This is a genomic window from Pedobacter sp. 22226 (assembly GCF_052045455.1).
Taxonomy (GTDB): Bacteria; Bacteroidota; Bacteroidia; order Sphingobacteriales; family Sphingobacteriaceae; genus Pedobacter; species Pedobacter jeongneungensis.
The window spans coordinates 429,716-454,629 of the sequence record NZ_JBQEPB010000005.1; the positions used below are offsets into that span (position 1 = coordinate 429,716).

The 24,914-nt window shown below is 38.6% G+C and carries 25 protein-coding genes; 3 read left to right on the plus strand and 22 right to left on the minus strand.

Annotated elements, in window-relative coordinates; translation table 11 throughout:
* Positions 1 to 137: 137 nt before the first annotated feature.
* From ACTJKC_RS13985 to ACTJKC_RS14000, 4 genes are all read right to left on the minus strand, one after another.
* A complete protein-coding gene (locus tag ACTJKC_RS13985) occupies positions 138 to 437 on the minus strand; it encodes an FtsB family cell division protein (RefSeq protein WP_113951033.1) in 300 nt (99 codons plus the stop codon).
* A 213-nt stretch (positions 438 to 650) separates the two neighbouring features.
* Entirely contained in the window at positions 651 to 1,946 is a 1,296-nt protein-coding gene (gene eno / locus ACTJKC_RS13990; protein WP_344852980.1) for a phosphopyruvate hydratase, read from the minus strand.
* Positions 1,947 to 2,431: 485 nt separating this feature from the next.
* Complete coding sequence (locus ACTJKC_RS13995; protein WP_440792757.1) at positions 2,432 to 3,280, minus strand: DUF2911 domain-containing protein; 849 nt, start codon at positions 3,278 to 3,280, stop codon at positions 2,432 to 2,434.
* 71 nt (positions 3,281 to 3,351) lie between these two features.
* Positions 3,352 to 3,861 (minus strand): GNAT family N-acetyltransferase, encoded by a 510-nt coding sequence (locus ACTJKC_RS14000; protein ID WP_440792759.1) that lies wholly within the window; start codon positions 3,859 to 3,861, stop codon positions 3,352 to 3,354.
* A 74-nt stretch (positions 3,862 to 3,935) separates the two neighbouring features.
* On the opposite strand from ACTJKC_RS14000, the gene ACTJKC_RS14005 reads away from it, so the two are divergent.
* Together ACTJKC_RS14005 and ACTJKC_RS14010 are read left to right on the plus strand one after the other, a co-directional pair.
* Positions 3,936 to 4,568: an ABC transporter ATP-binding protein gene (locus ACTJKC_RS14005; protein WP_440792761.1), complete on the plus strand. Its 633-nt coding sequence runs from the start codon at positions 3,936 to 3,938 to the stop codon at positions 4,566 to 4,568.
* Entirely contained in the window at positions 4,568 to 5,695 is a 1,128-nt protein-coding gene (locus ACTJKC_RS14010) for a hypothetical protein (protein ID WP_440792763.1), read from the plus strand. The genes ACTJKC_RS14005 and ACTJKC_RS14010 overlap by 1 nt, the downstream gene beginning before the upstream one ends.
* Before the next feature lie 33 nt (positions 5,696 to 5,728).
* On the opposite strand, the gene ACTJKC_RS14015 is transcribed toward ACTJKC_RS14010, so the two are convergent.
* From ACTJKC_RS14015 to ACTJKC_RS14100, 18 genes are all read right to left on the minus strand, one after another.
* A complete protein-coding gene (locus tag ACTJKC_RS14015) occupies positions 5,729 to 6,121 on the minus strand; it encodes a type II toxin-antitoxin system VapC family toxin (RefSeq protein ID WP_440792765.1) in 393 nt (130 codons plus the stop codon).
* Positions 6,106 to 6,342, minus strand: coding sequence for a hypothetical protein (locus tag ACTJKC_RS14020; RefSeq protein ID WP_440792767.1), 237 nt, complete (start codon positions 6,340 to 6,342; stop codon positions 6,106 to 6,108). Before ACTJKC_RS14020 ends, ACTJKC_RS14015 begins: the two co-directional genes overlap by 16 nt.
* An 88-nt stretch (positions 6,343 to 6,430) precedes the next feature.
* Positions 6,431 to 6,790, minus strand: coding sequence for a hypothetical protein (locus ACTJKC_RS14025; RefSeq protein ID WP_440792769.1), 360 nt, complete (start codon positions 6,788 to 6,790; stop codon positions 6,431 to 6,433).
* A gap of 18 nt (positions 6,791 to 6,808) precedes the next feature.
* On the minus strand, positions 6,809 to 8,215 hold the full coding sequence (dacB, locus tag ACTJKC_RS14030; protein ID WP_440792771.1) for a D-alanyl-D-alanine carboxypeptidase/D-alanyl-D-alanine endopeptidase: 1,407 nt from the start codon (positions 8,213 to 8,215) through the stop codon (positions 6,809 to 6,811).
* A gap of 18 nt (positions 8,216 to 8,233) precedes the next feature.
* Positions 8,234 to 9,358 carry an ATP-binding protein gene (locus ACTJKC_RS14035; RefSeq protein WP_440792773.1) on the minus strand — a complete coding sequence of 375 codons (1,125 nt, stop codon included), beginning with the start codon at positions 9,356 to 9,358 and terminating at the stop codon, positions 8,234 to 8,236.
* A 140-nt stretch (positions 9,359 to 9,498) separates the two neighbouring features.
* Positions 9,499 to 10,101 (minus strand): CDP-alcohol phosphatidyltransferase family protein, encoded by a 603-nt coding sequence (locus tag ACTJKC_RS14040; RefSeq protein WP_440792775.1) that lies wholly within the window; start codon positions 10,099 to 10,101, stop codon positions 9,499 to 9,501.
* A 187-nt stretch (positions 10,102 to 10,288) separates the two neighbouring features.
* A complete protein-coding gene (locus ACTJKC_RS14045) occupies positions 10,289 to 11,278 on the minus strand; it encodes an aspartate-semialdehyde dehydrogenase (protein WP_440792777.1) in 990 nt (329 codons plus the stop codon).
* Between the two features lie 485 nt (positions 11,279 to 11,763).
* Complete coding sequence (locus tag ACTJKC_RS14050; RefSeq protein WP_344852990.1) at positions 11,764 to 12,633, minus strand: sugar phosphate isomerase/epimerase family protein; 870 nt, start codon at positions 12,631 to 12,633, stop codon at positions 11,764 to 11,766.
* Between the two features lie 9 nt (positions 12,634 to 12,642).
* Positions 12,643 to 13,515 (minus strand): sugar phosphate isomerase/epimerase family protein, encoded by an 873-nt coding sequence (locus ACTJKC_RS14055; protein WP_440792780.1) that lies wholly within the window; start codon positions 13,513 to 13,515, stop codon positions 12,643 to 12,645.
* A 10-nt stretch (positions 13,516 to 13,525) separates the two neighbouring features.
* On the minus strand, positions 13,526 to 14,416 hold the full coding sequence (locus tag ACTJKC_RS14060; protein ID WP_344852992.1) for a hydroxypyruvate isomerase family protein: 891 nt from the start codon (positions 14,414 to 14,416) through the stop codon (positions 13,526 to 13,528).
* Position 14,417: 1 nt separating this feature from the next.
* Entirely contained in the window at positions 14,418 to 15,656 is a 1,239-nt protein-coding gene (locus ACTJKC_RS14065) for a nucleoside permease (RefSeq protein WP_440792782.1), read from the minus strand.
* A 313-nt stretch (positions 15,657 to 15,969) separates the two neighbouring features.
* Positions 15,970 to 16,650, minus strand: a complete 681-nt coding sequence (locus ACTJKC_RS14070) for a 3-keto-disaccharide hydrolase (protein ID WP_344852994.1) — start codon at positions 16,648 to 16,650, stop codon at positions 15,970 to 15,972.
* 59 nt (positions 16,651 to 16,709) lie between these two features.
* Positions 16,710 to 18,167, minus strand: a complete 1,458-nt coding sequence (locus tag ACTJKC_RS14075; RefSeq protein WP_344852995.1) for a Gfo/Idh/MocA family protein — start codon at positions 18,165 to 18,167, stop codon at positions 16,710 to 16,712.
* A gap of 32 nt (positions 18,168 to 18,199) precedes the next feature.
* Entirely contained in the window at positions 18,200 to 18,583 is a 384-nt protein-coding gene (locus ACTJKC_RS14080; RefSeq protein WP_440792785.1) for a c-type cytochrome, read from the minus strand.
* A gap of 25 nt (positions 18,584 to 18,608) precedes the next feature.
* A complete protein-coding gene (locus ACTJKC_RS14085) occupies positions 18,609 to 19,667 on the minus strand; it encodes a sugar phosphate isomerase/epimerase family protein (protein ID WP_440792787.1) in 1,059 nt (352 codons plus the stop codon).
* 9 nt (positions 19,668 to 19,676) lie between these two features.
* On the minus strand, positions 19,677 to 20,834 hold the full coding sequence (locus tag ACTJKC_RS14090; RefSeq protein WP_440792789.1) for a Gfo/Idh/MocA family protein: 1,158 nt from the start codon (positions 20,832 to 20,834) through the stop codon (positions 19,677 to 19,679).
* 84 nt (positions 20,835 to 20,918) lie between these two features.
* Positions 20,919 to 22,619, minus strand: a complete 1,701-nt coding sequence (locus ACTJKC_RS14095; protein WP_344852999.1) for a GMC family oxidoreductase — start codon at positions 22,617 to 22,619, stop codon at positions 20,919 to 20,921.
* Between the two features lie 25 nt (positions 22,620 to 22,644).
* Entirely contained in the window at positions 22,645 to 23,229 is a 585-nt protein-coding gene (locus tag ACTJKC_RS14100; RefSeq protein ID WP_344853000.1) for a gluconate 2-dehydrogenase subunit 3 family protein, read from the minus strand.
* A gap of 703 nt (positions 23,230 to 23,932) precedes the next feature.
* Between ACTJKC_RS14100 and ACTJKC_RS14105 the strand changes: the two genes are divergently transcribed.
* Positions 23,933 to 24,877, plus strand: a complete 945-nt coding sequence (locus tag ACTJKC_RS14105) for an NAD-dependent epimerase/dehydratase family protein (protein WP_440792792.1) — start codon at positions 23,933 to 23,935, stop codon at positions 24,875 to 24,877.
* Positions 24,878 to 24,914 lie beyond the last annotated feature (37 nt).

Below are 24,914 nucleotides of genomic sequence, written 5' to 3' on the forward strand. Positions count from 1 at the left end.
ACCCTTCGACTACGCTCAGGGGGTTAAATGCGGAGTCAAAATGCCCATTAAATTGCTTAATTGTTATATGGCTAAATTGTTAACTGCAAATTGCCAACTGTGAACTGAACTCCGAACTCAAAACTCTGAACTCCCAACTAATCTTTCTTCTCCTCCTGGATAATCACAAAAACATCTTCATTGTCTTTTTTCATGAAGTATTTTTCACGGGCAAATTTTTCAGCCGTGTTCAGGTTGGTATTCAGTTCGTTAAGATCTTTTTTAACCTGAGCGGTTTCTTTCTCGAAATATTCTTTTTCTTCCTGCAATTTATTGGCCTGACTGCGGTACTCATACTGCGACATCATATCGTTTTTATCGAAAAATAGCATCCACAGCGCAAAAGCGACAGTAGCAAGGAAATATTTATTGCGGAAAAGATCTATTAAACGTTTCATATATTTCTCAAAAAATCGTTATTGCAAGGTACGAAGCAATCTCAAAGCAATAAATTTTTATTAGTCAAGCTCAAGTAGTAAGATTGCTTCGTGCCCCGCAATGACGTAAATGTAAATAAAAACATCCGAAGATTTTAAATCTCCGGATGTTTCGCAAATAAGTTTTTCAACTTGTTAACACCATAGCATTGGGTTTAAACCCAATGCTATGAATTATTTTTTAGCGTATTTGAATTTTGAACCGATGAAACGTGCGTTTTCACCTAATTCTTCCTCAATACGTAATAATTGATTGTATTTTGCAATCCTGTCTGAACGTGATGCAGAACCGGTTTTAATCTGTCCGCAGTTTAATGCAACAGCTAAATCAGCAATCGTAACATCTTCAGTTTCGCCAGAACGGTGACTCATTACCGAAGTATAACCGCTGTTTTGTGCCAAAGTTACCGCATTGATGGTTTCAGTTAAAGAACCGATCTGGTTTACTTTTACCAAAATTGAATTAGCAGTAGCCTCATCAATACCACGTTGTAAGCGCGTTACGTTGGTTACAAATAAATCATCACCAACCAGTTGTACATGGTCTCCGATTTTATTGGTTAAGCTTTTCCAGCCAGTCCAGTCGTTTTCATCCATACCATCTTCAATAGAGATAATCGGATATTTTGCAGAAAGATCAGCTAAATATTGTGCCTGCTCTTCGCTAGAACGAATTACTCCGGTAGCACCTTCAAATTTAGTATAGTCGTATTTACCATCTTTGTAGAACTCAGATGATGCACAGTCTAACGCTAAACAGATTTGTGAACCTGGTTTGTAACCAGCGGTTTCAATTGCTTTTAATACCGTCTCGATTGCATCTTCAGTGCCATCAAAAGTTGGTGCAAAACCACCTTCATCACCTACTGCAGTAGATAAACCCCTGTCGTGAAGAATTTTTTTCAAGCTATGGAAAACTTCAGTTCCCCAACGTAAAGCCTCAGAGAAAGAAGGCGCGCCAACCGGCATAATCATAAATTCCTGAAAAGCAATAGGTGCATCAGAGTGAGAACCACCGTTAATGATGTTCATCATCGGAATTGGTAAAGTGTTAGCATTAACACCACCAATGTAACGGTATAAAGGCTGGCCAATTTCATCAGCAGCAGCTTTAGCAGCAGCTAAAGAAACACCTAAAATCGCGTTAGCACCTAAGTTACCTTTGTTTTCGGTACCATCAAGGTCTAACATAATTTTATCAATTGTATTTTGCTCAAAAACATCAATACCTCTTAATGCATCAGCAATTTTAGTATTTACATTTTCTACGGCTTTTAAAACACCTTTACCTAAATATGTAGATTTATCACCATCACGTAATTCAACAGCCTCATATTGCCCGGTAGATGCACCGCTTGGTACAGCTGCACGGCCAAAAGCGCCTGCCTCTGTTACTACTTCTACTTCTACTGTTGGATTGCCTCTCGAATCGAGAATCTGTCTGGCATGGACATTAACGATTATGCTCATTTTTATTTAATTTTTTGTTGATTTTTTAACCTGCTTAGTGTACAAAGTACAATTACTAAGTGCAACATCAAAGTTAGTATATTTTTTAAATAAATAAAGCGTTTTAAGGGTTAATGTTACGATAGTTGTTTGAGTTAACCGATGGTTAATTTTAAGTTAATATGGGTTGTTAAACGCTAGTTCTATCTTCTGATCCTTATAAGCATAAACCATTAATTTTTTTTTGAAAAGCAATTGCAGTATTACATCGGTTGGGGTTGGCCCCGCTTTTCATTTCAAGTCCTCACTCGTTCCTCGTTCCGGGCTTTCCATTTCAATCGGGTTTAAATTACTTTGGTTCGGTAATTTATAGGAAACTATGCCTGAAAGTGCCGTCATCTCGACTGGAACGTCCCGAATATTCGGGAGAGAGATCTATCTAGACAGATTTCTCGACTTCGTTGCACTCCGCTCGAAATGACGACACCGCGAGGGTAGTTATCTCCTTATTTTTTAGCTTGTGCCAAAAGTTCTGTGTTCAAACGCACATATTCATCAATATTTTGTGCTTTTGCTGCATCAATGCCTTGTTGAGCTGTAGTTGCTGCAGCCATTTTATCGCCCATTTTCAATTGGATACGGCCTTTCCATAATTTAAACCAGGGTGCTTTCTGATCTGATTTTTCTGCTTCCGTCATCCATGCTAAAGCTTGTTTTAAATCTTTTCCGTTTTGGAAATAATACAGTGCAGCATTAAAATATGGCTTTTTCTCACCTTTCATGGCTTCGGCAATGTTGGCCATCACTTTTTCGTCGATAGAAGTGGTGATATTGATGGTATAAGCACTATTTTCCCACATCATGTTCAAAGCTGCCGAAGTTTCGGTAACTGCCGCAAACTGCATGGTTAGGGTTTCTACTTTATCTTTTAAAGCGATCGTTTTTACTTTTACGCGAAGTACATCATCACTTTCCTTATAAGTATAAGCGCCCCATTGGTCGGGCGTTTTGCTAAAAATAACGGTCCATTCGTTTTTACCCGGGATACTAAACAAGCCATATTCACCAGCAGCTAAATCTTTACCTTCAATTTTAACGGCATCCGTAAATTTAATGCGAGTGGCAGCATTTGCCCCGTTGCGCCAAACTGTGCCCAATGGTTCCATACCACCAAAAATTTTACGGCCTTTAACATTTGGGCGCGAGTAGATTAAAGTAATTTTACCCAACCCGAAATCCTGAATGATGGTTTGTCCGCTACTCGGTTGTGGAAATTTTGCCTCCTGGGCATTTGCGAAATCTGCGGCACCTAAAAGTGCAACAAACAGCAATACTGATTTGATCGATAATTTCATTGTTTTGTTGTTTTGGTTTTTACGAATTTACGCAATAAGCTCCGGGTTTAACAAAAGTTTTAATGCTGTAGTTAAATCAGTTGATTTTTCCTGAAACCAAAAATCAGCTCGTCAAAATATTCGCCGTTTTTAAAAATAGTGGCTTTTAATTCTGCCTCGAAAACAAAACCTGCTTTTTTCAAAACCTGTTGCGAGGCCAGGTTGGTATGCGATGTCCGTGCGAAAATCCTTTCGATATCGAATGTTTCGAAACCGTATTTGAGCATTTCTTTCACTGCTAACGGAACAATGCCTTTGCCCCAATGTTCTTCGGCAATCCAGTAGCCCATTTCTGCACTTTTACTGTAAATATCGGCCAGCTGGTGCACACCTATTGATCCGATTACCTCGCCGTTATACTCAATGGCTTTAATTTGTAAAGGGTTGTGGCTTAAAGCGAGTTGAATAAAAGCTTCCCCATCTTTTTTCTCGTATGGAAAAGGGAATTTATTGGTTAAATATTTCGAAATGTTGAAGTTATTGGCATGTTTAACCAAATTTTCAACATCACCGGGCTGGTAAGGACGTAAAGTTAGCTGCATTGAGTTACGATTTATCTAGATGAGGTCAGGTTGTAACTTTTCAATAAAAATAAAGTCAGAAATAAAATGATTTTATGCTGCACTTCAATCAATTTGAAAAATCTTATTTCGATCATCTTGTTTTAAAGATAGATAATATTAAGCTCCCGGAAGGCATTTTCTGGATAAAAGGGAGCAATGGTACCGGAAAAAGTACGTTATTGAAAGCGATTGCCGGAATATTATCTTTTAAAGGAGAAATCGCGATTGGAACCGTTTATTTAAAAAATCATGGTGTTTCTTATCGGAAAATGGTCAATTTTGCCGCTGCCGAGCCGTTATTTCCTGAATTTTTAAGCGGAGCAGAAATGATCGCCCTTTTTGCAAAAGCCAAGGGCGCTATTCCTGGTCAGGCTGAGCACTTAGTTACCGGTATCGGAATGCAGGATTATATCAACAATCCCTTAAGTTCCTATTCCAGCGGTATGCTGAAAAAACTTTCGCTGGTGCTGGCTTTCCTGGGGAAACCAAAATTGATTTTGCTGGATGAACCTTTAAATACCATCGATGCAGAATCTCTTGAGGTATTGTACCGCTGGATTAACGAAAAGCATGAGAAAAAAAGGATTAGTTTCATCTTATCATCGCATCAGCCTTTAGATGCATTAAAACTGCCCGGACTTAATCAGATTAATATTGAGGATAAAAAATTAACCCTAAATTTTTAATGTCTCCACACTTGAATATTGCTTTAAGGAAAATATTTGTAGATGGGTTTTACCGTACCCATGCCGGTATGCTGGTATTCGTTTTCGTCATGTTGATCAGTTACTGTTTGTTCATTAACACCTTAGGCACCGTCATGCCTGATCAGATAGATTTCTGGCAGTTTTTCTTTACCATTAGTTTGGTGAGCAATCCGTTAATTATGGCTTTTTATCTTGTGGCGAGCGCATTGTATGCCTATAAAGGCTTAAAATATGTATTTAACCAGCTTGTCTTGCCCCAACAGGAGTTTTTATACTATAGTTTTATGTCATCTTCAAAAAAGCAACAGTTTCTCAGCTGGTGCGCGGTATTGGCTTACATATTTATCCCGGTTTGGTGCTATACATTGTATGCCACAATGATTGGGTTCGTATTTGGTTTTAATCTTATTTCTATTGGGATTTTGTTCTTTCAGCTGCTGCTGATTATTGCAGGTGCTTCTATCATTCTAAAAGAAAGTAATCGTTTAATTGAAAGCAGTAAACCCAACTGGCTAATCAGAGTAAGCCGGAAATGGAATAAACCTGTGTTTTTATTGTATAGCTTTCAGGTTTTTAACCAATCCAAACTGGCCTATTTATTAACAAAAATGCTTTCGTGGGTATTGATTTCAAGTGTTTTTATGCTTTTTTCTGATCTGGAAGATAATTTCAGGTTACTCATGCTCATTACTTCCTGTATTGTTGTGGCACATATTGTGCTCATTTATCAGGAGAAAATTTTCAATGATCGATATTTGTCTTTTTTGCCAAATTTTCCATTCTCAAGGGTAAAAGTATTTTTTGGCTTCTGCTTAAACTATCTTATTTTATTATTGCCCGAAATATGCTGGATGACTACGCGTTTTGGCTCATTAATTTCACTCGAATTAGTCGCATTTGCTTTTTCCGCTATCCTTTTATTTAGAAATTTGCTTCTGCTGAATGAGATTCAGGTTAAAGGATTTTTGATAGGTGTTTTTTGCCTGTTTTTCCTCTTTTATGTGTTTATTATGTTTGGCTTAGGCTTAATGCTAATTCCATTAAACATTATTGTGGCTTGGTTAGTATTCAGGAGAAATTGTTTGAACGATCATGCTTTAAATTAATCACCTTAACTTTGAGAGCATACTATATTTCAATTATGTCTCAATCAATTCGAGGCCAGAAATTCTTTTGAAGTGCTTTTTATTAAGTGTGGCAATTTTTATTTTTCTGGCTAATGCTGTTGCTCCAATAAAAATGTCGGGAATTTCAATTAAACTATTTCTCTTTTTAAGCTCTTTTGTAATTTCTATAGCAATATCACTTGCTGATTTGTCGAAAGGAAGTATGGTTACCTGACCGAAAAAATCTTTCCAAAAATCGATCTCCTCTGCTTTTGCACCAATCATAATCTCATATTCGGTAATAATGGAGACTGCAAAAATATTATAAACTTTGGTTAACTGGTAGAATGTACTTTTCTCTTTTATTCGTTTTCGATAAAAATCAATTAAAATAGATGTATCCAAACAAACTATTTCATTCTCCATGAATTGAAGTTTTTTCTATGTGCCTGATGTTCTTTATACTGTTCTTCACTCATTACAGGGCCTTTGAGCAAAAAATCTTGAAAATCAGATAAGTCCTTCGATGCTTTTTGTTCAATAAACTCTTCGTTTAAAACTGATTTTAATTGTTTTATTTTGGCTGCAGGAAGTTTTTTTATTGCAGCTAACAATTGTTCATAGCCTATGTCGATTGTTATTTCCATATATCAAAAATACACAATTTTAAATTTAAAGCAAGGCAGTGATTTTTAGTTGTTTTAACTAATTCTACCCTAATATTGAATTCGTTTCTTAAATATTAGCAAATACAAAGTTTAACCTTGCCAGTTCCGTTTTGATCTGGTTCATGCCGATTAAACCACCCGACATACCGCTTGATTGCTGAAAAATATTGACGGTTAGTCCGCCATCATCACCTGGTGCCATGGTTACGCTAAATTTATAATAAGTTACAAAAGCCCCAAGTAAAAGACGTTTAATGCGGCTGCCTTTTTCTAAGATTAGATTTCCGAACTGATCATGAGTAACGTTATAACCTTGCTGTTCCATCAGCTCAGTTACTTTTTTTGTCATTTCCTCTACGGAAACATTTTGGTATAAATTCGAAATCAGTCCATCAACAGTTTGAAGGTTTTTTACAAAAAGCGCCATATTATTTATCGTTTGGGATTATTTTAATTCGTCTAATACCTTAAACAACTTTTTGTTGATACTGTTTCCGCTATAATTATTAATATTGATGACCACCACATATTTGTTACCAGCGGCATCGGTGTGATAACCTGCAAATGCCGAAACATCGTTTATGGTTCCGCTTTTAATTTTCATGCCGTTATACTCTGGTAATGCTTTGTAATAATCAGGAAACCAATTCTCTTTTTGAATTTGGAAAAGCACACTAGCCATGGCCGAAGTGGTTATCCTATCGCCTGGAGAAAGTCCGCTGCCGTCAATAATATTCAATACAGTTCTGTCAATGCCCTTATCTGCCCAAAAATTGATCTCAGTTTCAGCACCTTTGCTCGTGGTACCCGCTTTACCTGATTTTATGGCAATGGTTTTTAAAAGTGATTCTCCGTATAAATTGATACTTTTCTTTAAAAACCAGTAGGTAATCTCGCTCAAACTTGGAGAGCTGATGGTACTTATTTTTTGGGTAACCGAAGGAGTGATCTGATTGTTCAAAGTCATTAACCTTGCCGTTGTGGCTTGCTGACCGGTCGAAATCCCCAGCCTTTTCAAGGTGTCCTGCAAACGATAGGCGCAATCAAAAGCAGGGTCGGGGAGGGCTATAGAAATCCCTGTTTTGGCAATGCCTATTCCCCAGCTTCCGCGGAGGTAAGCAACATTGCTGTAAGGTGGAAGAAAAGCGTAAGCGCGGTCACCAGAACCCGAACTGCCGGTTTTGAGTTCATTTACAATCTGCAAATAAGGTGTTGCCGGAACTGTTTTCACAACTTTTACTTCATCTGTTGTGCTGTTTCCCGGTTTTAAATGGATATCAAATTGATTTTCCCGCCAGGCTAAACCCGAAGTTCCGGCACCATAATAATTGCCAATATCCTGCCAAACCCAACCTTCGGGTGTGGTTTGGGTACCGAAAATGCGGTCGTCGCCAATTATTGTACCTTCAATTTTTTTAATGCCTGCAGTTTTTATGGCTGCAACCCACGTGCTTAAAACTACATTTTCTTTATTTTGATAACGCCACGAACCCAAAGTTGGGTCGCCGCTACCGATAATGATCAGGTTGCCTTTTAATGTTCCATCTGTGGTAATTGTTCCGGTATAGGCCAAAGTAGTTTGAAACTGAAAATCTTTTCCTAAAATGCTGAAAGCCGTAGCCGCGGTAATGGTTTTTAAGGTTGAAGCCGTGGCCAGACCAATCTGCTCATTTTTGGCAAATAGTGTTTTGCCGGTATTGGCATCTAAAACACAAAGTGAAACAATGGCGTGTTTTGCCTGCTCATCATTTAACAGGTTATTAAAAGCTTTTTCGAGGTTTTGGATTCTATTTTGAGCGTTTGCTGAAATTGTTAAACACAGCGATAGAGACAATATTTTAAAAAAATTCATTATTTGCAGGTGATTATTTTATATCAGGAAACTGGTATAGTTGGCTTTATTTATAACGTATGTTTCATTTGTAGGGTATGCATCTAAAAAAGTTGAAGGAAACTTTACTTTTTTATTTGCGTTCCACTTAATCTCTATGGCATTTATTTTTCCATCAACCTCTTCTATTAAATCAATTTCCTGTTGTTGGAAACTGCGCCAGAAATAATATTTCGCATGTTTTCTTTTGTTATTACTGGCTTTTATATATTCAGATACAATATAATTTTCGAACAGCTGACCTGCATCCTGTCGTAGGTTGAGCGTGCTGAAATTTTCGATTACTGCATTTCGGATTCCTGTATCATAGAAGTATATCTTTTTGCTTTTTTTAATTTCGTTCCGCAGGTTACTGCTGTAAGCACCTAGCCTAAATACAACGAAACATTGTTCTAATAAATCGATGTAACGCTCAACAGTGAGTTTATCGGCTTCGATCATTTGGCCAAGTTCAGTATAAGAAACTTCGTTACCAATCTGAAGGGCTAATGCCTGTACCAGTTTTTCAAGTTGCAAGGGTTTTCGGATGCCTGTTAGGGATAAAATGTCTTTAAAAAGATAACTGTTTGCCAAATTTAATAACAACTCTTTTTCTTCCCCAGGATAATTGATCGCATCAGGATAAGTACCATAAACTAATCTTTTTTCTAAAGCCTGTTCTTCAATAAGTACGTTCGTTTCATCAACAAGTTCTGCAACTGAAAAAGGGAAGAGGTGATATTCGAATTTTCTTCCGGTTAGCGATTCTTTGATACCCACAGCTAAATCTAACGATGAAGAACCGGTAACCAGCAACTGGATATCAGTAAAGTTATCTACAATCAGTTTTAAAGTTAAGCCAATATTGGTAACACGTTGAGCTTCGTCGATAAAAATGATTTTGTTCGGACCAATGATTGATTTAAGCCTTTCGATACTGATATCGGTCAGGGTTGCCCTTACGTTTGCCTCGTCACAATTTAAAAATACAAAGGGCAATCCTGTTTTTTTAACAATTTGCTTTAACATAGTAGTTTTACCCACTTGCCTCGCCCCGGTGATAATAATGGCTTTTTGCTTAAAAAACTTGGACTCAATGTGATCCTGAAGATTCCTGATAATCATCTCATAATATTTGCTATACTCAAATTTAGCAAAATTATCTGCTAATCACTAAATTATATATAATTTAGTGATTATGATCTCTTTTTTATATGTAATTTAGTGATTATAATCCCTTAATTAAATATTTTGATATTTATAAATTAGCCATTAAATAATTTATTACGTTTAATTTCTTTTCCCTGCCTTAATTTAATTGCGTGGTAAAAGCTGGGTACATCATTCGTCCATTTTTTGAGGGTGAAAACAATCGCGAGTATTTCTATTCTGGTTACTACGCCGATCCAAAAGCAAAGCTCAAATAATACTATCGATTGACAATGAACCATAATTTCGACTAATGAAGCGAATATTGTTAAGGTCCAGATTTTAGCGCCGATAGAATGGGTAGCAATTTCTTTTTTGAACTTGATATAACTTAATATATAAGTTGAAGCTTCAAACGCACCGAGAATGATCAGTTTTACAAGGTTGGCTTTAAAGAAATCAGGACATTGAATGTAAGTTGCAACCGCTACGGAAATGAAAAATACCTGATCGATGCCTGAATCCAGTCGCCTTAACTTTTCGGAAGAGATATTGAGCTTACGGGCAATAATGCCATCAAAAACATCGGTTAACAAACCAATGGATAATAAGGTGATGGCTAAAAAAGAATAATGGCTAACATGGAAAACGCTTAACTGGATGATTCCAAAACCGATAAGTAATCTGGAATAAATTAAAGCGATTGGAATATGTTTCATTGTTAGAGCGCATAAAAAAGAGAATGTATCATAATAGTTTCTCTAACTTTGTCAAGTTGAGCCACTCGAAACGCCTTAGACGAAGTTCTGGCAGGTCCTTCGACAAGCTCAGGATGACATTCTGTATTATGATACATTTTATAAAAAAGCCCCCCGATTTTACATCGGGGGGCTTGTATTTTATTGATTAAACCAATTCTTTCTGAATCAGGTATTCGGCAATCTGAACGGCATTGGTTGCAGCGCCCTTGCGTAAGTTATCGGCAACAATCCAAAGGTTTAATGCTTTAGGTGCTGATTCATCTCTACGGATACGGCCTACAAAAACTTCATCTTTTTCATGGGCATCTTTCGGCATTGGGTATTTCAAGTTGGCTATATCATCAACAACAATTACACCTGGTGCTTTTTCTAAGATGCTGCGCACTTCAGCTAAATCGAAATCATTTTCGAACTCAATGTTAACCGACTCAGAGTGACCGCCCATTACCGGGATACGAACCGTTGTAGCGGTAACTTTAATGTTATCGTCGCTCATAATTTTGTTCGTTTCCTTAACCATTTTCATTTCTTCTTTGGTATATCCGTTTTCGGTGAAAACATCGATATGCGGAAGAACGTTTAAGTCGATTTCGTATGGATAAGCTTTTGGGCCATCAATGCCTTTACGCTCGTTCATTAATTGCTCAACCGCTTTAACACCTGTACCGGTAACCGATTGGTAGGTAGAAACCACTACACGTTTAATTTTGTATTTATCGTGTAAAGGTTTTAAAACCACCACCATCTGGATAGTAGAGCAGTTTGGGTTGGCAATAATCTTGTTATCGATAGAAAGTTCGTGTGCATTAACTTCGGGTACAATTAATTTAATTGCAGGATCCATTCTCCATGCAGAAGAGTTGTCGATAACCGTTGTTCCGGCCTCTTTAAAACGTGGCGCATGCTCTAATGAAGTATTTCCACCTGCTGAGAACAAGGCGATATCAGGTTTCATGCTGATTGCAGTATCCATGCTAACAATTGGGAACTTCTTACCCTTAAAAGTAATTTCCTTACCAACACTCTTTTCTGATGCTACAGGAATTAACTCTGTTAAAGGGAAATTTCTTTCCTCCAATACTTTTAACATGACAGTGCCAACCAATCCGGTTGCACCTACTACTGCTACTTTCATTTTAATTTTTTTTATATTATTAATTATTTGATATGAGCCCAAATATGCTAAAAATTAAGCTTATATCCCTATTGTTACCAATTAAATTTGCTTTTAATATTTGGAATTTTAAGTTTTCGATAGAAAATATGGTGAGCAAAGACTTCCGAGGTTTTGTTGGGGCGGGGTACCGCCAACTTCGGAAGTCTGGGACGAAATCTATAAAGTTGGTATTTAGTGATGTTTTTGTTTTGGAAAGCAGGTTCAGTGCCTATCGGTTACGAAAGTCCTGCCATCCGCTTTATCCCGATGAAAAATCGGGATGCCCGCTGCTGTCAGGTTTAGATAACCTAGGTCTGTAACCCTAGCGCAAAATATGACTAACGAATTAAAGGTTTGATGTTTTGAAGATAGATCTCTCCATTTCGCTATGCTTCAGTCGAGATGACGATAAGCGCGGAAAAACCTCGCAGGTTTGAGAAACCTGAGAGGTTTGGAGATAAAATTTAAATTAAACTTGCTTTGATATAATCGCAGCTTGTTTTAATGGAGCCAATCGGATCCGGCTGATAATTATTTTCGTGCTCTACAAAGAAATGCTGCATACCGGCTAATTTGGCCTGTGCAAAAATGGTTTTGAAATCAATTGATCCTTTGCCCACTTCGGTGTTTAATTCTGGTTTCGCTTTGTCCATGTCTTTTACGTGCCACATCGGAAAACGGCCCGGATATTTCTTAAAAAGTGCCAGCGGATCGTTACCTGAACGAACTACCCAATATAAATCCATTTCGAAGTTAACGAGGTTTTTATCGGTTTCACTCAAATAGACATCGTAACCGGTAGTATCGCCGAGATTTTTAAATTCAAAATCGTGGTTGTGGTAGGCAAATTTTAAACCAGAAGCTTTTACAATTTCAGCCACCTTGTTAAAATCGCTTGCCGTTTTTTTGAAACCGTCTGCACCCTTGCTCATATCAACATGTGCACCGGCAATGGTAAAATACTTACCACCAATTGCAGCTGATGATTCGATATCAGCCTTTAATCTATCGGCATTCCCGGTTTTTACGAAATCATCCATGTGGTAATGACCACTTGGTGCTTTTAAACCATTGGCGTCAAGTAAAGCTTTAAATTCCTTTGGTGTTAAGCCCCAGAATTTTCCGTTAGCAAATCCATAGGTTTCTACTTCCTTGTATCCGGCTTTTGCTACTTTTTCGATAATACCTTTAACATCTTTTGGCAATTCATCGCGTAGGGTGTACAATTGCAAACCAACATTTTTGCTTACTTTATCAAAAGCAAATGATGGGATTAGTAAAGCCGCACCGGCTGCTAATCCTGCCTGTTTTAAAAATGTTCTTCTTGAATTCATCGCTAAGATTTAAATAATTTCTTTTTTAATAAATGCACAGCTTGCGGTAACAGAACCAAGCGGATTTGGCTTGTAATTGGTTTCGTGCTCAACGAAGAAATGTTTCATGCCCGAAAGTTTTGCCTGGGCAAAAATAGGTTTGAAGTTGATAGAACCTGTTCCAACTTCTGCATTTAATGCCGGATTGGCTTTGTCCATATCTTTAACATGCCACATGGTAAAACGGCCCGGATTTTCTTTAAATAATTTAATCGGATCGTTACCCGAGCGTATTACCCAATACAAATCAAGTTCGAAATCAACAAACTTTTTATCGGTTCCTTTTAACAGGATTTCGTAGCCCGTGGTATCACCATGTTTTTCGAATTCGAAATTGTGGTTATGGTAAGCCAATCTAATCCCTGCAGTTTTTGCCATTTTACCGGCTTCGTTAATTCTAAGGGCAATTTTTTTATAGTCATCAGCATTTTTTCTGATGCTATCGTCTAACCAGGGAATGGTTACATATTCGCTGCCCAGTACTTTTGCTGCTGCAATTGCCGCTTTTAATTCTGTGGTATTTCCGTCGGCCAGGTAGGTACCTAAACCGTAGTGTCCGCTTGGTGCTTTTAAACCATTGGCATCCAACAATGCTTTAAATTCTTTAGGTGTTAATCCCCAAAACTGATCTTTTATAGAAAAACCATAAGTTTCAACTTCTTTAAAGCCTGCTTTTGCCACTTTGGCAATGGTTCCTCTAACATCTTTAGGAAGCTCGTCCCTTAAAGAATATAACTGTAAGCCTACTACTTTTTTATCAGGAGCAAAGGCAAAAGATGGAACCAAAAGTGCTGCCGCTGCAGCCATACTAGAGTTTAGTATAAAACTTCTTCTTGATATCATAGGTATAGTTTTAAATGTCGCAAATGGCAACGGCCTTTTTTAACGAGGCTATTTTATCAGCGTTTTTAGGTATAAATTCTTGTGCAACAAAACCTTTAAATCCGGTTTCAGCAATGGCTTTCATAATGGCCGGATAATAAAGTTCTTGTGTATCATCAATTTCATTTCTACCCGGAACGCCGGCGGTGTGGTAATGTGCAATGTACTGATGGTAATCTCTGATATTCCTGATTACATCACCTTCATCAATCTGCATGTGGTAAATGTCGTATAGTAACTTAAAGTTTTCAGATCCTAGACGTTTGCAAAGCTCAGCTCCCCACGAGGTTCTGTCGCACTGGTAATCTTTATGGTTCAGTTTACTGTTTAATAACTCCATTACCAGAACAACATTGTGTTTTTCGGCCAGTGGCATCAATTGTTTCAGTCCTTTAACACAATTGTTCCAACCCGTTTCATCATCTTTGCCACGGCGGTTTCCGCTAAAACAGATGAGGTATTTATATCCGGCTTCTGCAACCAGCGGAATCATTGCAGTGTAGTTCTGGATTAACTTTTCGTGGAATTTTTCGTCGTTAAAACCATCGACCAGATTAATCTCCGCACCATTGCACATGGTCGATTCAAGTCCATGTTTTTTTAAGGTAGGCCAGTCTTTTGGGCCAACTAAATCGATGCCTTTAATGCCGATTTTTTTTGCTTCGATGCAAAGTGTTTCTACGTCTAAACTGCTAAAACACCAACGGCAAACCGCATGGTTAATATTTCCTTTTAGGCTTAACGGCTGATCTGATTCTGGTTTATCCATTGCTAATGCTGAAAATCCTGAAGAAACACCAATCGCAGCAGTTCCTGCGATGATGTTCTTTAAAGCATTTCTTCTATTTAGTTTCGAGGCCATTTTAAACTGCTTTAGCTTCTATTTCAGATTTGGTTTTATCGTTGAACAGCAGGGCGAATAATAAGAACACTGCCGCAGCAATTCCCGCGGGGATAATCCAAACCATTTTCCAATCGGTTACATCACCGGTTTTGTACATGTCGGTAATTAATCCGGCTACTTTAAAGCCAATCAACATGCCCACGCCATAAGTTGCAAGCGTGATGATACCCTGTGCCGCACTTTTGAATTTTTCTCCCGCTTTTGAGTTGGTATAAATCTGACCAGAAACAAAGAAGAAATCGTAACAAACGCCATGAAGGGCAATTCCAATAATTAACATGAAACTCAGGTTGCCTGCATTGCCATAAGCAAATAGCACATAACGTACCGCCCAGGCCAGCATACCTACGATAATGGTTTTCTTAAAGCCATATTTTGAAAAGAATACCGGAATCGCCAACAAAAATAATGCTTCGGAAACCTGGCCTATGGCCATTTTGCCAGTTGGATTGGAAACTTTGATGTCTGCAAGGAAAAGACCTGCATTCTGGTAATAAAATGCTAATGGAATACAGATCAGGATAGAAGAGATGAAGAAAACAGCGAAATTTTTGTCTTTCAGCAATTTTAATGCATCTAATCCTAAAATGTCGCCAATTTTTATTTTTTCATCTTTAGCAACTTTTGGAGGAGTTGCAGGTAAAGTAAAACTAAACAGGCCTAATACCAAAGAAGCGATACCAGCCATAAAAAAGGTACTTTTCAATAATCCTGCCTGAATGCCTTCGGGAGAATCCCAGTGAAATGCAAAACTGATTAACAAACCGGCAATGATCCAGCCGATGGTACCAAATACCCTGATGTTTGCAAATTCTTTTTCAGCATCTTTCATTTGGTTAAAAGAAACAGAATTAACCAATGCAAGGGTTGGCATGAATAAAATCATGTACGCTAAAACGTAAGGATAAAAAACACTTACATCCGGTGCATTATACATTTGATACATTAAAATAGCACCAATAATGTGTAATACCCCTAAAATTCTTTCAGCGTTAAAATACCTGTCGGCGATAAGGCCTATGATAAAGGGGGCAATTATGGCGCCCCATGATTGGGTTGAAAATACAGACCCAATTTCAGAATTGGTTGCCTTTAAGTTGGTGTTTAGGAAGGCTCCTAAAGTTACAAACCATGCGCCCCAGATAAAAAATTCCATAAACATCATGGCAGAGAGTTTAAAGCGAGTAGTGCTATTCATTTGGCTAGTAATTATGTAAAATGATTGAGGTAAGAGGGATGATGGAAACGTATCCCCAAACTCATCTTACAATGTTATAATATTTTATGTGGATTTAGTAAGAGGGATTTTGTAATTCACATTATACAGCTTCCCTCTTACATTTTCCATTAATTATGAAAATATAAGTTTTAGATAATGGTCTAATTCACATGATCCATTACATTTTCCGTTTTAAAATTCTTTTAAAGATGTTTTATTTCAAACACCATTAGATTTAATAAGAGGGGTTTGCAATTCACATGGTCCATTTTCCCTCTTACATTTTCCATTTTTATAGTTCTTTTATCGAAATGTTTTTATACCAAACTTCATCTCCGTGATCTTGTAACGCAATTTTACCGGTTTTAAAGGTTCCCCAGTTTTCCCATGTTGCAAATTTGCTGCCTGCAACAATTTTTTTCCAGTTATCATCCCAAAGGGTAGTTTTTACAACCTCAACGCCGTTTAAAATTAAAGTTAAATTACCTTTTTTACTAATAATTTCTGCTTTATTCCATTGGCCAACAGGTTTAACGGGCTCAGATGAACTTTTTACAAGATCGTAAAGATCACCAGCACGGTGTTTGGTGATTTTTCCGTCAGGGTGACCATCGTTATCGATAACCTGCATTTCTAAACCTGTAGAATAGGTAGCATGGTATTTAGGCTCTTCGTGTACATAAAAAATTAAACCGCTGTTGGCTTTTGGAGCTACTTTCCATTCATATTTTAAATGGAAATCGCCATATTCTTTATCGGTAACTAAATCGCCACCGCCATCAGTGCCTTTTTTTGCTAAATCTAAATGTAGTGCACCGTCCTGAACCTGCCAGCCGCTACCAACCGTAGTTTTGTTGTAGGTATGCCAACCTGTTGTAGTTTTACCATCAAACAGTGGTTTAAAGCCTTTTTGAGCTTTAGATATTTGCGTAACTGCTAATACAATCATAGCAGAAAGGAAGATTTTTTTCATATTTTTTAAATTAAACCTCATAGGGTTTTGGAACCTGCGAGGTTTGTGAATGTGTTTTATTAAAGAGTTAAATTGTTCCAGCCTTTGCGGTATTCGCGTTTTACAAACTGGTTTGCTTCATCGAAATTGGTTACTTTCATGTTGTCATTATCCCAAAGCATTTTAGTGTACCTGCCCGGATAAGTAACTTTGCCATTTACGGTTTTCTGGATATCGAAACTTCTGATCGCTAAATTAGCCATCAATAAGGCTTCGGTTAAAGGACCTGCAATTTCGAAAGGAGAACTTACTTCCTGTTTGCCATAACCTGCTATTGCTGCTTCTACCCATTGCTTATAGTGTCCGTTTGCACCATCTGGCACGCGGGCATATTTTGGGGCAACTTTAATGTCTTTATTTTTGCTTAAAGGCAATAATTTAGGGTTTGCACTATAAGTTTCAGACATCATTTTGCCTTTTGTACCAATAAACAGGGTACCATTACCGCCATCGCCAAAAGTTTCGTTTGCTTCTAATTCTTCCGGACGTTCTGGCTGAATACCACCGTCCATCCAGTGTAAAGTAACATCACCTTTGGTTTTATTCGTTTTAGGGAATTTTAAGGTAACATGGCTTGACGGAGGGCAGCTTTCAGGGAAGTAACCACGTTTAAATTCGTCAACATAAACAGAACCCACACTGGCTTCTACTTCTTTGGCGTACTTTAAATTTAACACGCTGAAAGGCGCTTCAATTAAGTGACAACCCATATCGCCCAATGCACCGGTTCCGTAATCCCACCAGCCACGCCAGTTAAAAGGAACCAGTTTATCAACAAAATCTTTTTCAGGAGCAGTTCCAAGCCATAAATTCCAGTCTAATTCTTTAGGAATCTGGGCTTTTTGGGTAGGCCATGGAATACCCTGCGGCCAAACCGGACGGTTGGTCCAGGCGTAAACGGTATGAACATCACCAATTAGGCCTGCTTCGTACCATTCTTTCATCTGGCGCGGACCATCGTTTGATGCACCCTGATTTCCCATTTGGGTAACTACTTTATATTTTTTGGCGGCAGCAGTTAAGATACGCGCCTCATAAATATCGTGTGTTAAAGGTTTTTGTACGTAAACGTGTTTGCCCAACTGCATGGCAGCCAAAGCCTGGATGGCATGGTTATGATCGGGGGTTGAAACAGAGACAGCATCGAAGTTTTTATGTTCTTTATCGAGCATTTCGCGCCAGTCTTTATAGTATTTAGCCTTAGGAAAAGCTTTTACACTATTGGCAGCACGGCGATCGTCAACATCGCATAAAAAAGCAATATCTGCTTTTCCGCTCTTGTTGAACATATCTAAATCGCTCTGGCCTTTGCCGCCAACACCAATGCCGGCAACCAGTAAGCGATCGCTAGGTGCCAAAAACCCTTGTCCGCCCAATACATGGCGGGGCACGATCATAAATGCTGCGGCAGCGATTGCCGAAGTTTTAATAAAATCACGACGGTTACTCGTGTTTTTATTTTCTTGCTCTGTTTTCATAGTAGTAAATCGATTTGCTAATTTGGTTAAAATTATTTTTTAAGGGATAAAATGTACTTTACCATTAATTTTGCATCGTCTTTTTTAAGGGTCGCGTGGGCAGTCATTGGCATATTGCCCCAAACTCCGGTACCTCCTTTAATAATTTTATCGGCCAACATATTAATGTTTTTCTCAGTAGCCGGATATTTTTTTGCAATATCTACATAAGCAGGACCGATAATTTTGTTGGTTTTGTTGTGGCAGCCCAAACAGTCATTTTTATTGATCAGTTTTTCGCCCGGATTTGATTGAAAAGCAGCGTGATTCGTCATTGTTGCTGTGGCAACTACGGTTTTCTCTCTTGCTAAATCTGCTTTTGAAAATGAAGCCATAAAAATGACTACAGCGCCTAAAATTAAAAATGTTTTTTTCATGTCTTGTGTGTTGTTTTGTGTTTTGTTAATCTTGTAATCCTAATATTCTTTTATTGAAAGCGCTATCACTGCCTGATGCTGCAAAATCATCAAATGCCTTATCTGTTACGTTGATAATATGCTTTTTGATAAATTCTGCACCTTCGCGGGCACCATCTTCCTGGTTTTTAATACAGCATTCCCATTCCATAACAGCCCAGCCTTTAAAATCATATTGTGCCAATTTACTAAAAATGGTTTTAAAATCAACCTGTCCATCTCCGGGTGAGCGGTAACGGCCGGCGCGGTTAGCCCAGCTTTGGTAACCACCAAAAGTGCCTTGTTTGCCTGTAGGATTAAATTCTGCGTCTTTTACATGGAAAGCTTTGATGCGTTCGTGGTAAAAATCGATGTACTGAATGTAATCCAATTGTTGCAGCACAAAGTGTGACGGATCATACAATAAGCATGCCCGCGGGTGATTATTTACTGCGGCAAGGAACATTTCGTAGGTTTCGCCATCAAATAAATCCTCTCCGGGGTGTATTTCATAGCAAACATCAACACCACACTGGTCGAACTCGTTTAAGATCGGCGTCCAGCGTTTAGCCAGTTCAGCAAAACCTTCTTCAACCAATCCGGCAGGGCGTTGTGGCCACGGGTGGAAATATTGCCATAGCAATGAGCCGCTAAATGTTGCATGTGCATTTAAGCCCAAATTTTGAGAAGCTTTTGCAGCATATTTCATTTGTTGTACAGCCCATTCTGTTCTTGCTTTCGGGTTTTTATGCACTTCTTTTGGTGCAAATGCGTCAAAAAGGTCATCGTATGCCGGGTGTACGGCCACCAGCTGACCTTGTAAGTGGGTAGAAAGCTCAGTGATTTCTAAACCATAGGAAGCAATTTTTCCTTTCAGTTCGTCAGCATAAGTTTTGCTTTCAGCCGCTTTTTGAAGATCAATAAATCTTGTATCGAGCGTTGGCATCTGGATGCCTTTAAAACCTAACCCCGCTGCCCATTCGCAAATGTTTTCTAAAGAATTAAATGGTGCTTCGTCGCTTATAAATTGTGCTAAAAATACTGCTGGTCCTTTTATCGTTGTCATACCGGAAGGTTATAGTTTATAATCGTGCCATTTTTGATCTGATTGACTGGAAGCCACTACATTTTCGATAAATGCCATTCCTCTTACGCCATCTTCTGCACCTGGAAAATCCAGCATTTCTGCAGTAGGCTGCTCATTATTTAGCTTTGCATTTACGGTTAACGCGAAGTTTTTGTAAATATTGGCAAATGCCTCTAAATAGCCCTCAGGGTGACCGCCAGGTGTACGGGTATTGTGCTGTGCGAAACTGCCCATATAACCGTTACCAGTTCTGTAGATCTGTGCAGGAGCGTTCAACCATCTTACAATCATGGTGTTTGGTTCCATCTGGTGCCATTCCAGGCCACCTTTTTCGCCGTAAACCCTGATTTTTAGAGCATTTTCTTCTCCCGCAGCAATCTGCGATGCCACAAGAACACCATTGCTTCCATTATCGAATTTTAACAGTACGTTACCATCATCATCAATGGCTCTGCCCGGTACCACAATATTTAAATCGGCACATATTTTTGTGATTTTTAATCCTGAAATGTATTCGGCAAGGTGTGCGGCATGTGTGCCAATATCGCCCATGCTACCGCTTTTTCCGGTTTTAGACGGATCGGTGCGCCAGGCGGCCTGTGCATTACCTTCGCGTTCTGATAGGGTACTTAACCAGCCTTGAGGATATTCAACTACAATTTTACGGATGGTACCTAAAACACCTTCACTAACTATTTGTTTGGCCTGTTTAACCATCGGGTAACCCGAATAGGTGTGGGTTAAACATAATGTTAAGCCTGTTTCTTCAACTTTTGCTTTCAGCTGTTTTGCTTCTTCCAAAGTTAAAGTCATTGGTTTTTCGATTACCACGTTAAAACCTTTGTCCAAAGCCATCATAGCAGGGGCAAAGTGGGCAAAATTTGGGGTTACTATGGTTACGAAATCTATTCTTTCATCTGCTGGCAATTCACTTTCCTTAGTCAGCATTTCTTCGTAATTGGTGTAGATCCTGTTATCAGGAAGGAAAAGCAATTTTCCAGATTCGTACCCGATTTCAGGGTTTACACTTAAAGCTCCGGCAGATAATTCGATCAGGCCATCCATATTGGCAGCCAAACGGTGTACGGCACCGATAAAAGCGTCTTTTCCACCGCCTATCATGCCCATTCTTAATTTTCTTTTCATTGTTGAGGTATGGGGCATAGGGCTAAAGGCTTAGGGCATAGGGTAATTAAACCCTACACCTTAAACCTTTTACCTTAAACCTTTCTAGATATTCTTTTTCTTTAATTCTTTAACAGCATAATCGCAGGCGCGTGCAGTTAGCGCCATAAATGTTAACGATGGGTTTTGACAGGCGATTGATGGCATACAAGATCCGTCGGTTACAAAAACGTTGTTCACTTCGTGCATCTGGTTCCATTTGTTCAATACAGAAGTTTTTGGATCGTTACCCATTCTTGCAGTACCCATTTCGTGGATCGCCATACCCGGATAACAGCCATTATCATAAGTTTTGATGTTTTTCATGCCCGCTTTTTCTAACATTTCGGCAGCATCATTCATCATATCCACACGCATTTTTTTCTCGTTCTCTTTGTATTCGCAATCAATGGCCAATACTGGCTGTCCCCATTTATCTTTTTTGCTATGGTCGATGTAAACCTTGTTTTCGTAGTAAGGAAGCATTTCTCCGAAACCGCCCAATCCCATGGTCCATTTGCCTGGTTTGGTCATTTTCTCTTTCAAATCTGCACCGAACGATAATTCAGCCACATCGCTTTGCCAGTTGGCCCTGCTTGCACCGCCCTGGTATCCGAAACCACGTAAATAATCGCGTTTATCGTTTCCGATGTTCTGGTACCTCGGTACGTAAATTCCGTTTGCACGGCGGCCATAGGTGTATTTATCGTCGAAACCTTCTGCTTCGCCGGATGCGCCGCAACGGAAATGGTGATCCATTAAATTGTGACCTAACTGACCACTTGCATTACCTAAGCCATTTGGATGGGCTTCTGATGTTGAATTTAATAGAAGGAATGTAGAACCTAATGTAGAACCATTTACAAAAACAATTTTAGCATAAAACTCCATTGTTTTGTTGGTTTGTGCATCAATTACCATTACACCTTTAGCTTTCTTCGTATCCTTATCATAAATAATATGGTTTACGATAGAATACGGGCGTAAGGTTAATCGCTTTGTAGCCATAGCCGCAGGCAGGGTAGAAGATTGTGTACTGAAATAAGCGCCAAACGGACAACCACGGCTACATAAATTTCTGTACTGGCAATTACCACGACCTTTATGGGGTACCGTTAAATTGGCGGTACGGCCAATCATAATGATCCGCTCTCTTTTATAGTGTTCTTCTACACGTGCTTTTACCGATTTTTCTACAATGTTTAAATCCATTGGGGGTAAAAACTCCCCGTCAGGGCAGGTAGGCCAGTTTTCTTTTGAACCGCTGATTCCGGCAAAACGTTCTGCATAATCGTACCATGGCGAAAGTTCGGCATAACGAAGCGGCCAATCTACACCATGACCATCTTTTTTATTATCCTCAAAGTTATGATCGCTTAAGCGGTAACTCTGGCGGCCCCACATTAATGATTTTCCTCCAACGTGGAAACCACGGTACCAATCGAAACGTTTATCTTCGGTGTATGGGCATTCTAAATCGTTTACCCACCATTTTTCGTTTGCTTCCTGATAAGGATAATCTCTTTTTTGTACAGGGTGGGTACGTTTTTGCTCTTCGGTTAACCTGCCTGCATGTTTAAAATCCCATGGGTTTTTCATGGCGGTTTCGTAACCGGTAATGTGCTCAATGTTCATTCCTCTTTCGAGCATCAGTACACGTAAGCCTTTCTCTGTAAGTTCTTTTGCAGCCCAGCCGCCACTTATCCCCGATCCTACTACAATAGCATCGTAAGTATTTTCTGCTTTTAAATCTGTATTTAAATTCATGATGTTTTGTTGTTGAGGTTAGAAATTAGGTTGCCCAAGATCTTTGGCCTGGCTTTAAAGGTGCGTTACCATCGTATCGGCCCGGGATAAGCACATATTCGCGTGCTTTAGTGCAACCAATCTCTGAAGAATAATAACCGAGCAGCGTTAAATCCCTTGCAGTGATGAAAAAGTAAGTCAGGTCTTTGTTTTCTTCTGATTTACTTTCTTTTTGTGCAAGTGCGATTGTTCTTAAATCGATCATCAATTTTTTGCGGTCGGCTGGTGTTAACGTGATGTAGCTTTTACCGAAATCTTTCATTGATTTTGCCTGAAGATCTTTAAATCCCTTCGCAAATGAGGTTTGCATCTCAGCAGGGTAACAATCTTTCATCATCATCGGAATAAACTTACCTAAACCTGCGGCTTTGGCACCGGCAGATGTTTTGGTAGTCGGGACAATAATATCAGCAAATTCGGCAAAAATCTTTTCATCTTCCAGCGAATAATTCACAAAGTTTTTTTCGTTTTCAGGGAGCGTAAAACTTTCAAATAAAACGCCCATTGTACTTGCGGAAATTGCTCCTCCCAGCAAGAATGCAACGTTTTTAAGTGCTTCTCTTCTGTGCATCGTCTTTATGGTTTTATATATTGGTTATATATGTGTTGAATTAGTAATATTAGAAAAAATATAGCGTAAACAATAAATTTTTGCCGTTAAATTATTTTACTGCAATGCGATTGTTACCGAATAGAATTGTTCTAAATAAATAGTTTTTTCTTACTTTATTGTCATTTAAAGCAAGATTTTATCGGCAATTTACTTGGTGTAAAAAGTACATTTAGTATAGGTGAGCAGCTTATTTACTAATAAATCCGTAAAGCGGGCTTTTTAACAGAGAAATTCTTCCTAAAGCAAGGTCTTTTTTGATGTAATTCTAAATTCAGCATTTGGCAATTTAAGGTCAACTACCAATGATCCAATTAAAATTTTCAAAATCTGGCGACCGGTTTACAATTCAACAATCACACCATTCACAATTAACCAATTCAAATAATTTATACAATTAACCTTTTTAACAATTCAGCAATCTAACAATCGCACCATTCAACAGTTTAAACAATTTATACAATTAACCTTTTTAACAATTCAGCAATCTAACAATCGCGCTATTCACAATTAACCAATTTATACAATTAACCTTTTAACATTTCAGCCATTCAACAATTAATTGACAATTAGCGATTAACAATTAACCAATTTAAACATTTAACCGGTTAACCATTCTTCATTTTATCTCATTTTTTTACCTTTGCTCAATCTCAAAAAAATTATGCAAGAAAAAATTGTTGTCTTAGGCTCTAACGGGCAAATTGGTACCGAGTTGGTAACCATGTTACGTAAAATATATGGTGATGATCATGTAGTTGCATGCGATATACGCAGGCCTGATTACGACATCAAAAACTCTGCACCGTTTGAATTTGTTAATGTGCTGGATAAAGAAATGATCAATGGTATTTTCCATAAATACAGACCAACACAGGTGTACCTTTTAGCAGCTTTACTATCGGCAACAGGTGAGCAAAACCCTAAACTGGCATGGGATTTAAATATGAATGGTTTGCTGAATGTTTTAGATTTGGCTTTAGAATATAAAACGGCGAAAGTATATTGGCCAAGCTCTATCGCTGTATTTGGTCCAAATTCGCCTAAAGATAATACCTCGCAATATTGTGTAATGGATCCGAATACCGTTTACGGAATCAGTAAACTGGCCGGAGAGCGTTGGTGCGAATATTATAACCAAAAATACGGGTTGGATGTACGCAGTATCCGTTATCCGGGATTAATCAGCTGGAAAGCAGCTCCAGGTGGCGGTACAACAGATTATGCGATCCACATTTTCCACGATGCGCTGAAAAAAGGAAGTTACCAGAGTTTTTTAAGTGCTGAAACGGAATTACCGATGATGTATATGGATGATGCGATCCGCGGAACCATTGAACTGATGGATGCGCCGGCAAATCAGATTTCGGTACGCAGCAGTTATAATTTCGCCGGGGTAAGTTTTACACCGGAGGTTTTGGCAGCTGAAATCAGAAAACATATTCCGGAATTTACCTTAACTTACGCGGCTAATGACCCCCGCCAGCAGATTGCAAACAGCTGGCCACGTTCTATCGACGATAATTATGCTGCAAAGGACTGGGGATGGAAACCAGAATTCGATTTATCGAAACTGACAATTGACATGTTAAATAATTTAAAGAAATAATATTTTGGTTAACTGTTTAAATCGGTTAATTGTTTAA

Bases quoted from the DNA above. Each gene is read 5' to 3' on its own strand.
- ACTJKC_RS13985 (WP_113951033.1), bottom strand. From the start codon at position 437: ATGAAACGTTTAATAGATCTTTTCCGCAATAAATATTTCCTTGCTACT.
- eno (WP_344852980.1), bottom strand. From the start codon at position 1,946: ATGAGCATAATCGTTAATGTCCATGCCAGACAGATTCTCGATTCGAGA.
- ACTJKC_RS13995 (WP_440792757.1), bottom strand. From the start codon at position 3,280: ATGAAATTATCGATCAAATCAGTATTGCTGTTTGTTGCACTTTTAGGT.
- ACTJKC_RS14000 (WP_440792759.1), bottom strand. From the start codon at position 3,861: ATGCAGCTAACTTTACGTCCTTACCAGCCCGGTGATGTTGAAAATTTG.
- ACTJKC_RS14005 (WP_440792761.1), top strand. From the start codon at position 3,936: ATGCTGCACTTCAATCAATTTGAAAAATCTTATTTCGATCATCTTGTT.
- ACTJKC_RS14010 (WP_440792763.1), top strand. From the start codon at position 4,568: ATGTCTCCACACTTGAATATTGCTTTAAGGAAAATATTTGTAGATGGG.
- ACTJKC_RS14015 (WP_440792765.1), bottom strand. From the start codon at position 6,121: ATGGAGAATGAAATAGTTTGTTTGGATACATCTATTTTAATTGATTTT.
- ACTJKC_RS14020 (WP_440792767.1), bottom strand. From the start codon at position 6,342: ATGGAAATAACAATCGACATAGGCTATGAACAATTGTTAGCTGCAATA.
- ACTJKC_RS14025 (WP_440792769.1), bottom strand. From the start codon at position 6,790: ATGGCGCTTTTTGTAAAAAACCTTCAAACTGTTGATGGACTGATTTCG.
- dacB (WP_440792771.1), bottom strand. From the start codon at position 8,215: ATGAATTTTTTTAAAATATTGTCTCTATCGCTGTGTTTAACAATTTCA.
- ACTJKC_RS14035 (WP_440792773.1), bottom strand. From the start codon at position 9,358: ATGATTATCAGGAATCTTCAGGATCACATTGAGTCCAAGTTTTTTAAG.
- ACTJKC_RS14040 (WP_440792775.1), bottom strand. From the start codon at position 10,101: ATGAAACATATTCCAATCGCTTTAATTTATTCCAGATTACTTATCGGT.
- ACTJKC_RS14045 (WP_440792777.1), bottom strand. From the start codon at position 11,278: ATGAAAGTAGCAGTAGTAGGTGCAACCGGATTGGTTGGCACTGTCATG.
- ACTJKC_RS14050 (WP_344852990.1), bottom strand. From the start codon at position 12,633: ATGAATTCAAGAAGAACATTTTTAAAACAGGCAGGATTAGCAGCCGGT.
- ACTJKC_RS14055 (WP_440792780.1), bottom strand. From the start codon at position 13,515: ATGATATCAAGAAGAAGTTTTATACTAAACTCTAGTATGGCTGCAGCG.
- ACTJKC_RS14060 (WP_344852992.1), bottom strand. From the start codon at position 14,416: ATGGCCTCGAAACTAAATAGAAGAAATGCTTTAAAGAACATCATCGCA.
- ACTJKC_RS14065 (WP_440792782.1), bottom strand. From the start codon at position 15,656: ATGAATAGCACTACTCGCTTTAAACTCTCTGCCATGATGTTTATGGAA.
- ACTJKC_RS14070 (WP_344852994.1), bottom strand. From the start codon at position 16,650: ATGAAAAAAATCTTCCTTTCTGCTATGATTGTATTAGCAGTTACGCAA.
- ACTJKC_RS14075 (WP_344852995.1), bottom strand. From the start codon at position 18,167: ATGAAAACAGAGCAAGAAAATAAAAACACGAGTAACCGTCGTGATTTT.
- ACTJKC_RS14080 (WP_440792785.1), bottom strand. From the start codon at position 18,583: ATGAAAAAAACATTTTTAATTTTAGGCGCTGTAGTCATTTTTATGGCT.
- ACTJKC_RS14085 (WP_440792787.1), bottom strand. From the start codon at position 19,667: ATGACAACGATAAAAGGACCAGCAGTATTTTTAGCACAATTTATAAGC.
- ACTJKC_RS14090 (WP_440792789.1), bottom strand. From the start codon at position 20,834: ATGAAAAGAAAATTAAGAATGGGCATGATAGGCGGTGGAAAAGACGCT.
- ACTJKC_RS14095 (WP_344852999.1), bottom strand. From the start codon at position 22,619: ATGAATTTAAATACAGATTTAAAAGCAGAAAATACTTACGATGCTATT.
- ACTJKC_RS14100 (WP_344853000.1), bottom strand. From the start codon at position 23,229: ATGCACAGAAGAGAAGCACTTAAAAACGTTGCATTCTTGCTGGGAGGA.
- ACTJKC_RS14105 (WP_440792792.1), top strand. From the start codon at position 23,933: ATGCAAGAAAAAATTGTTGTCTTAGGCTCTAACGGGCAAATTGGTACC.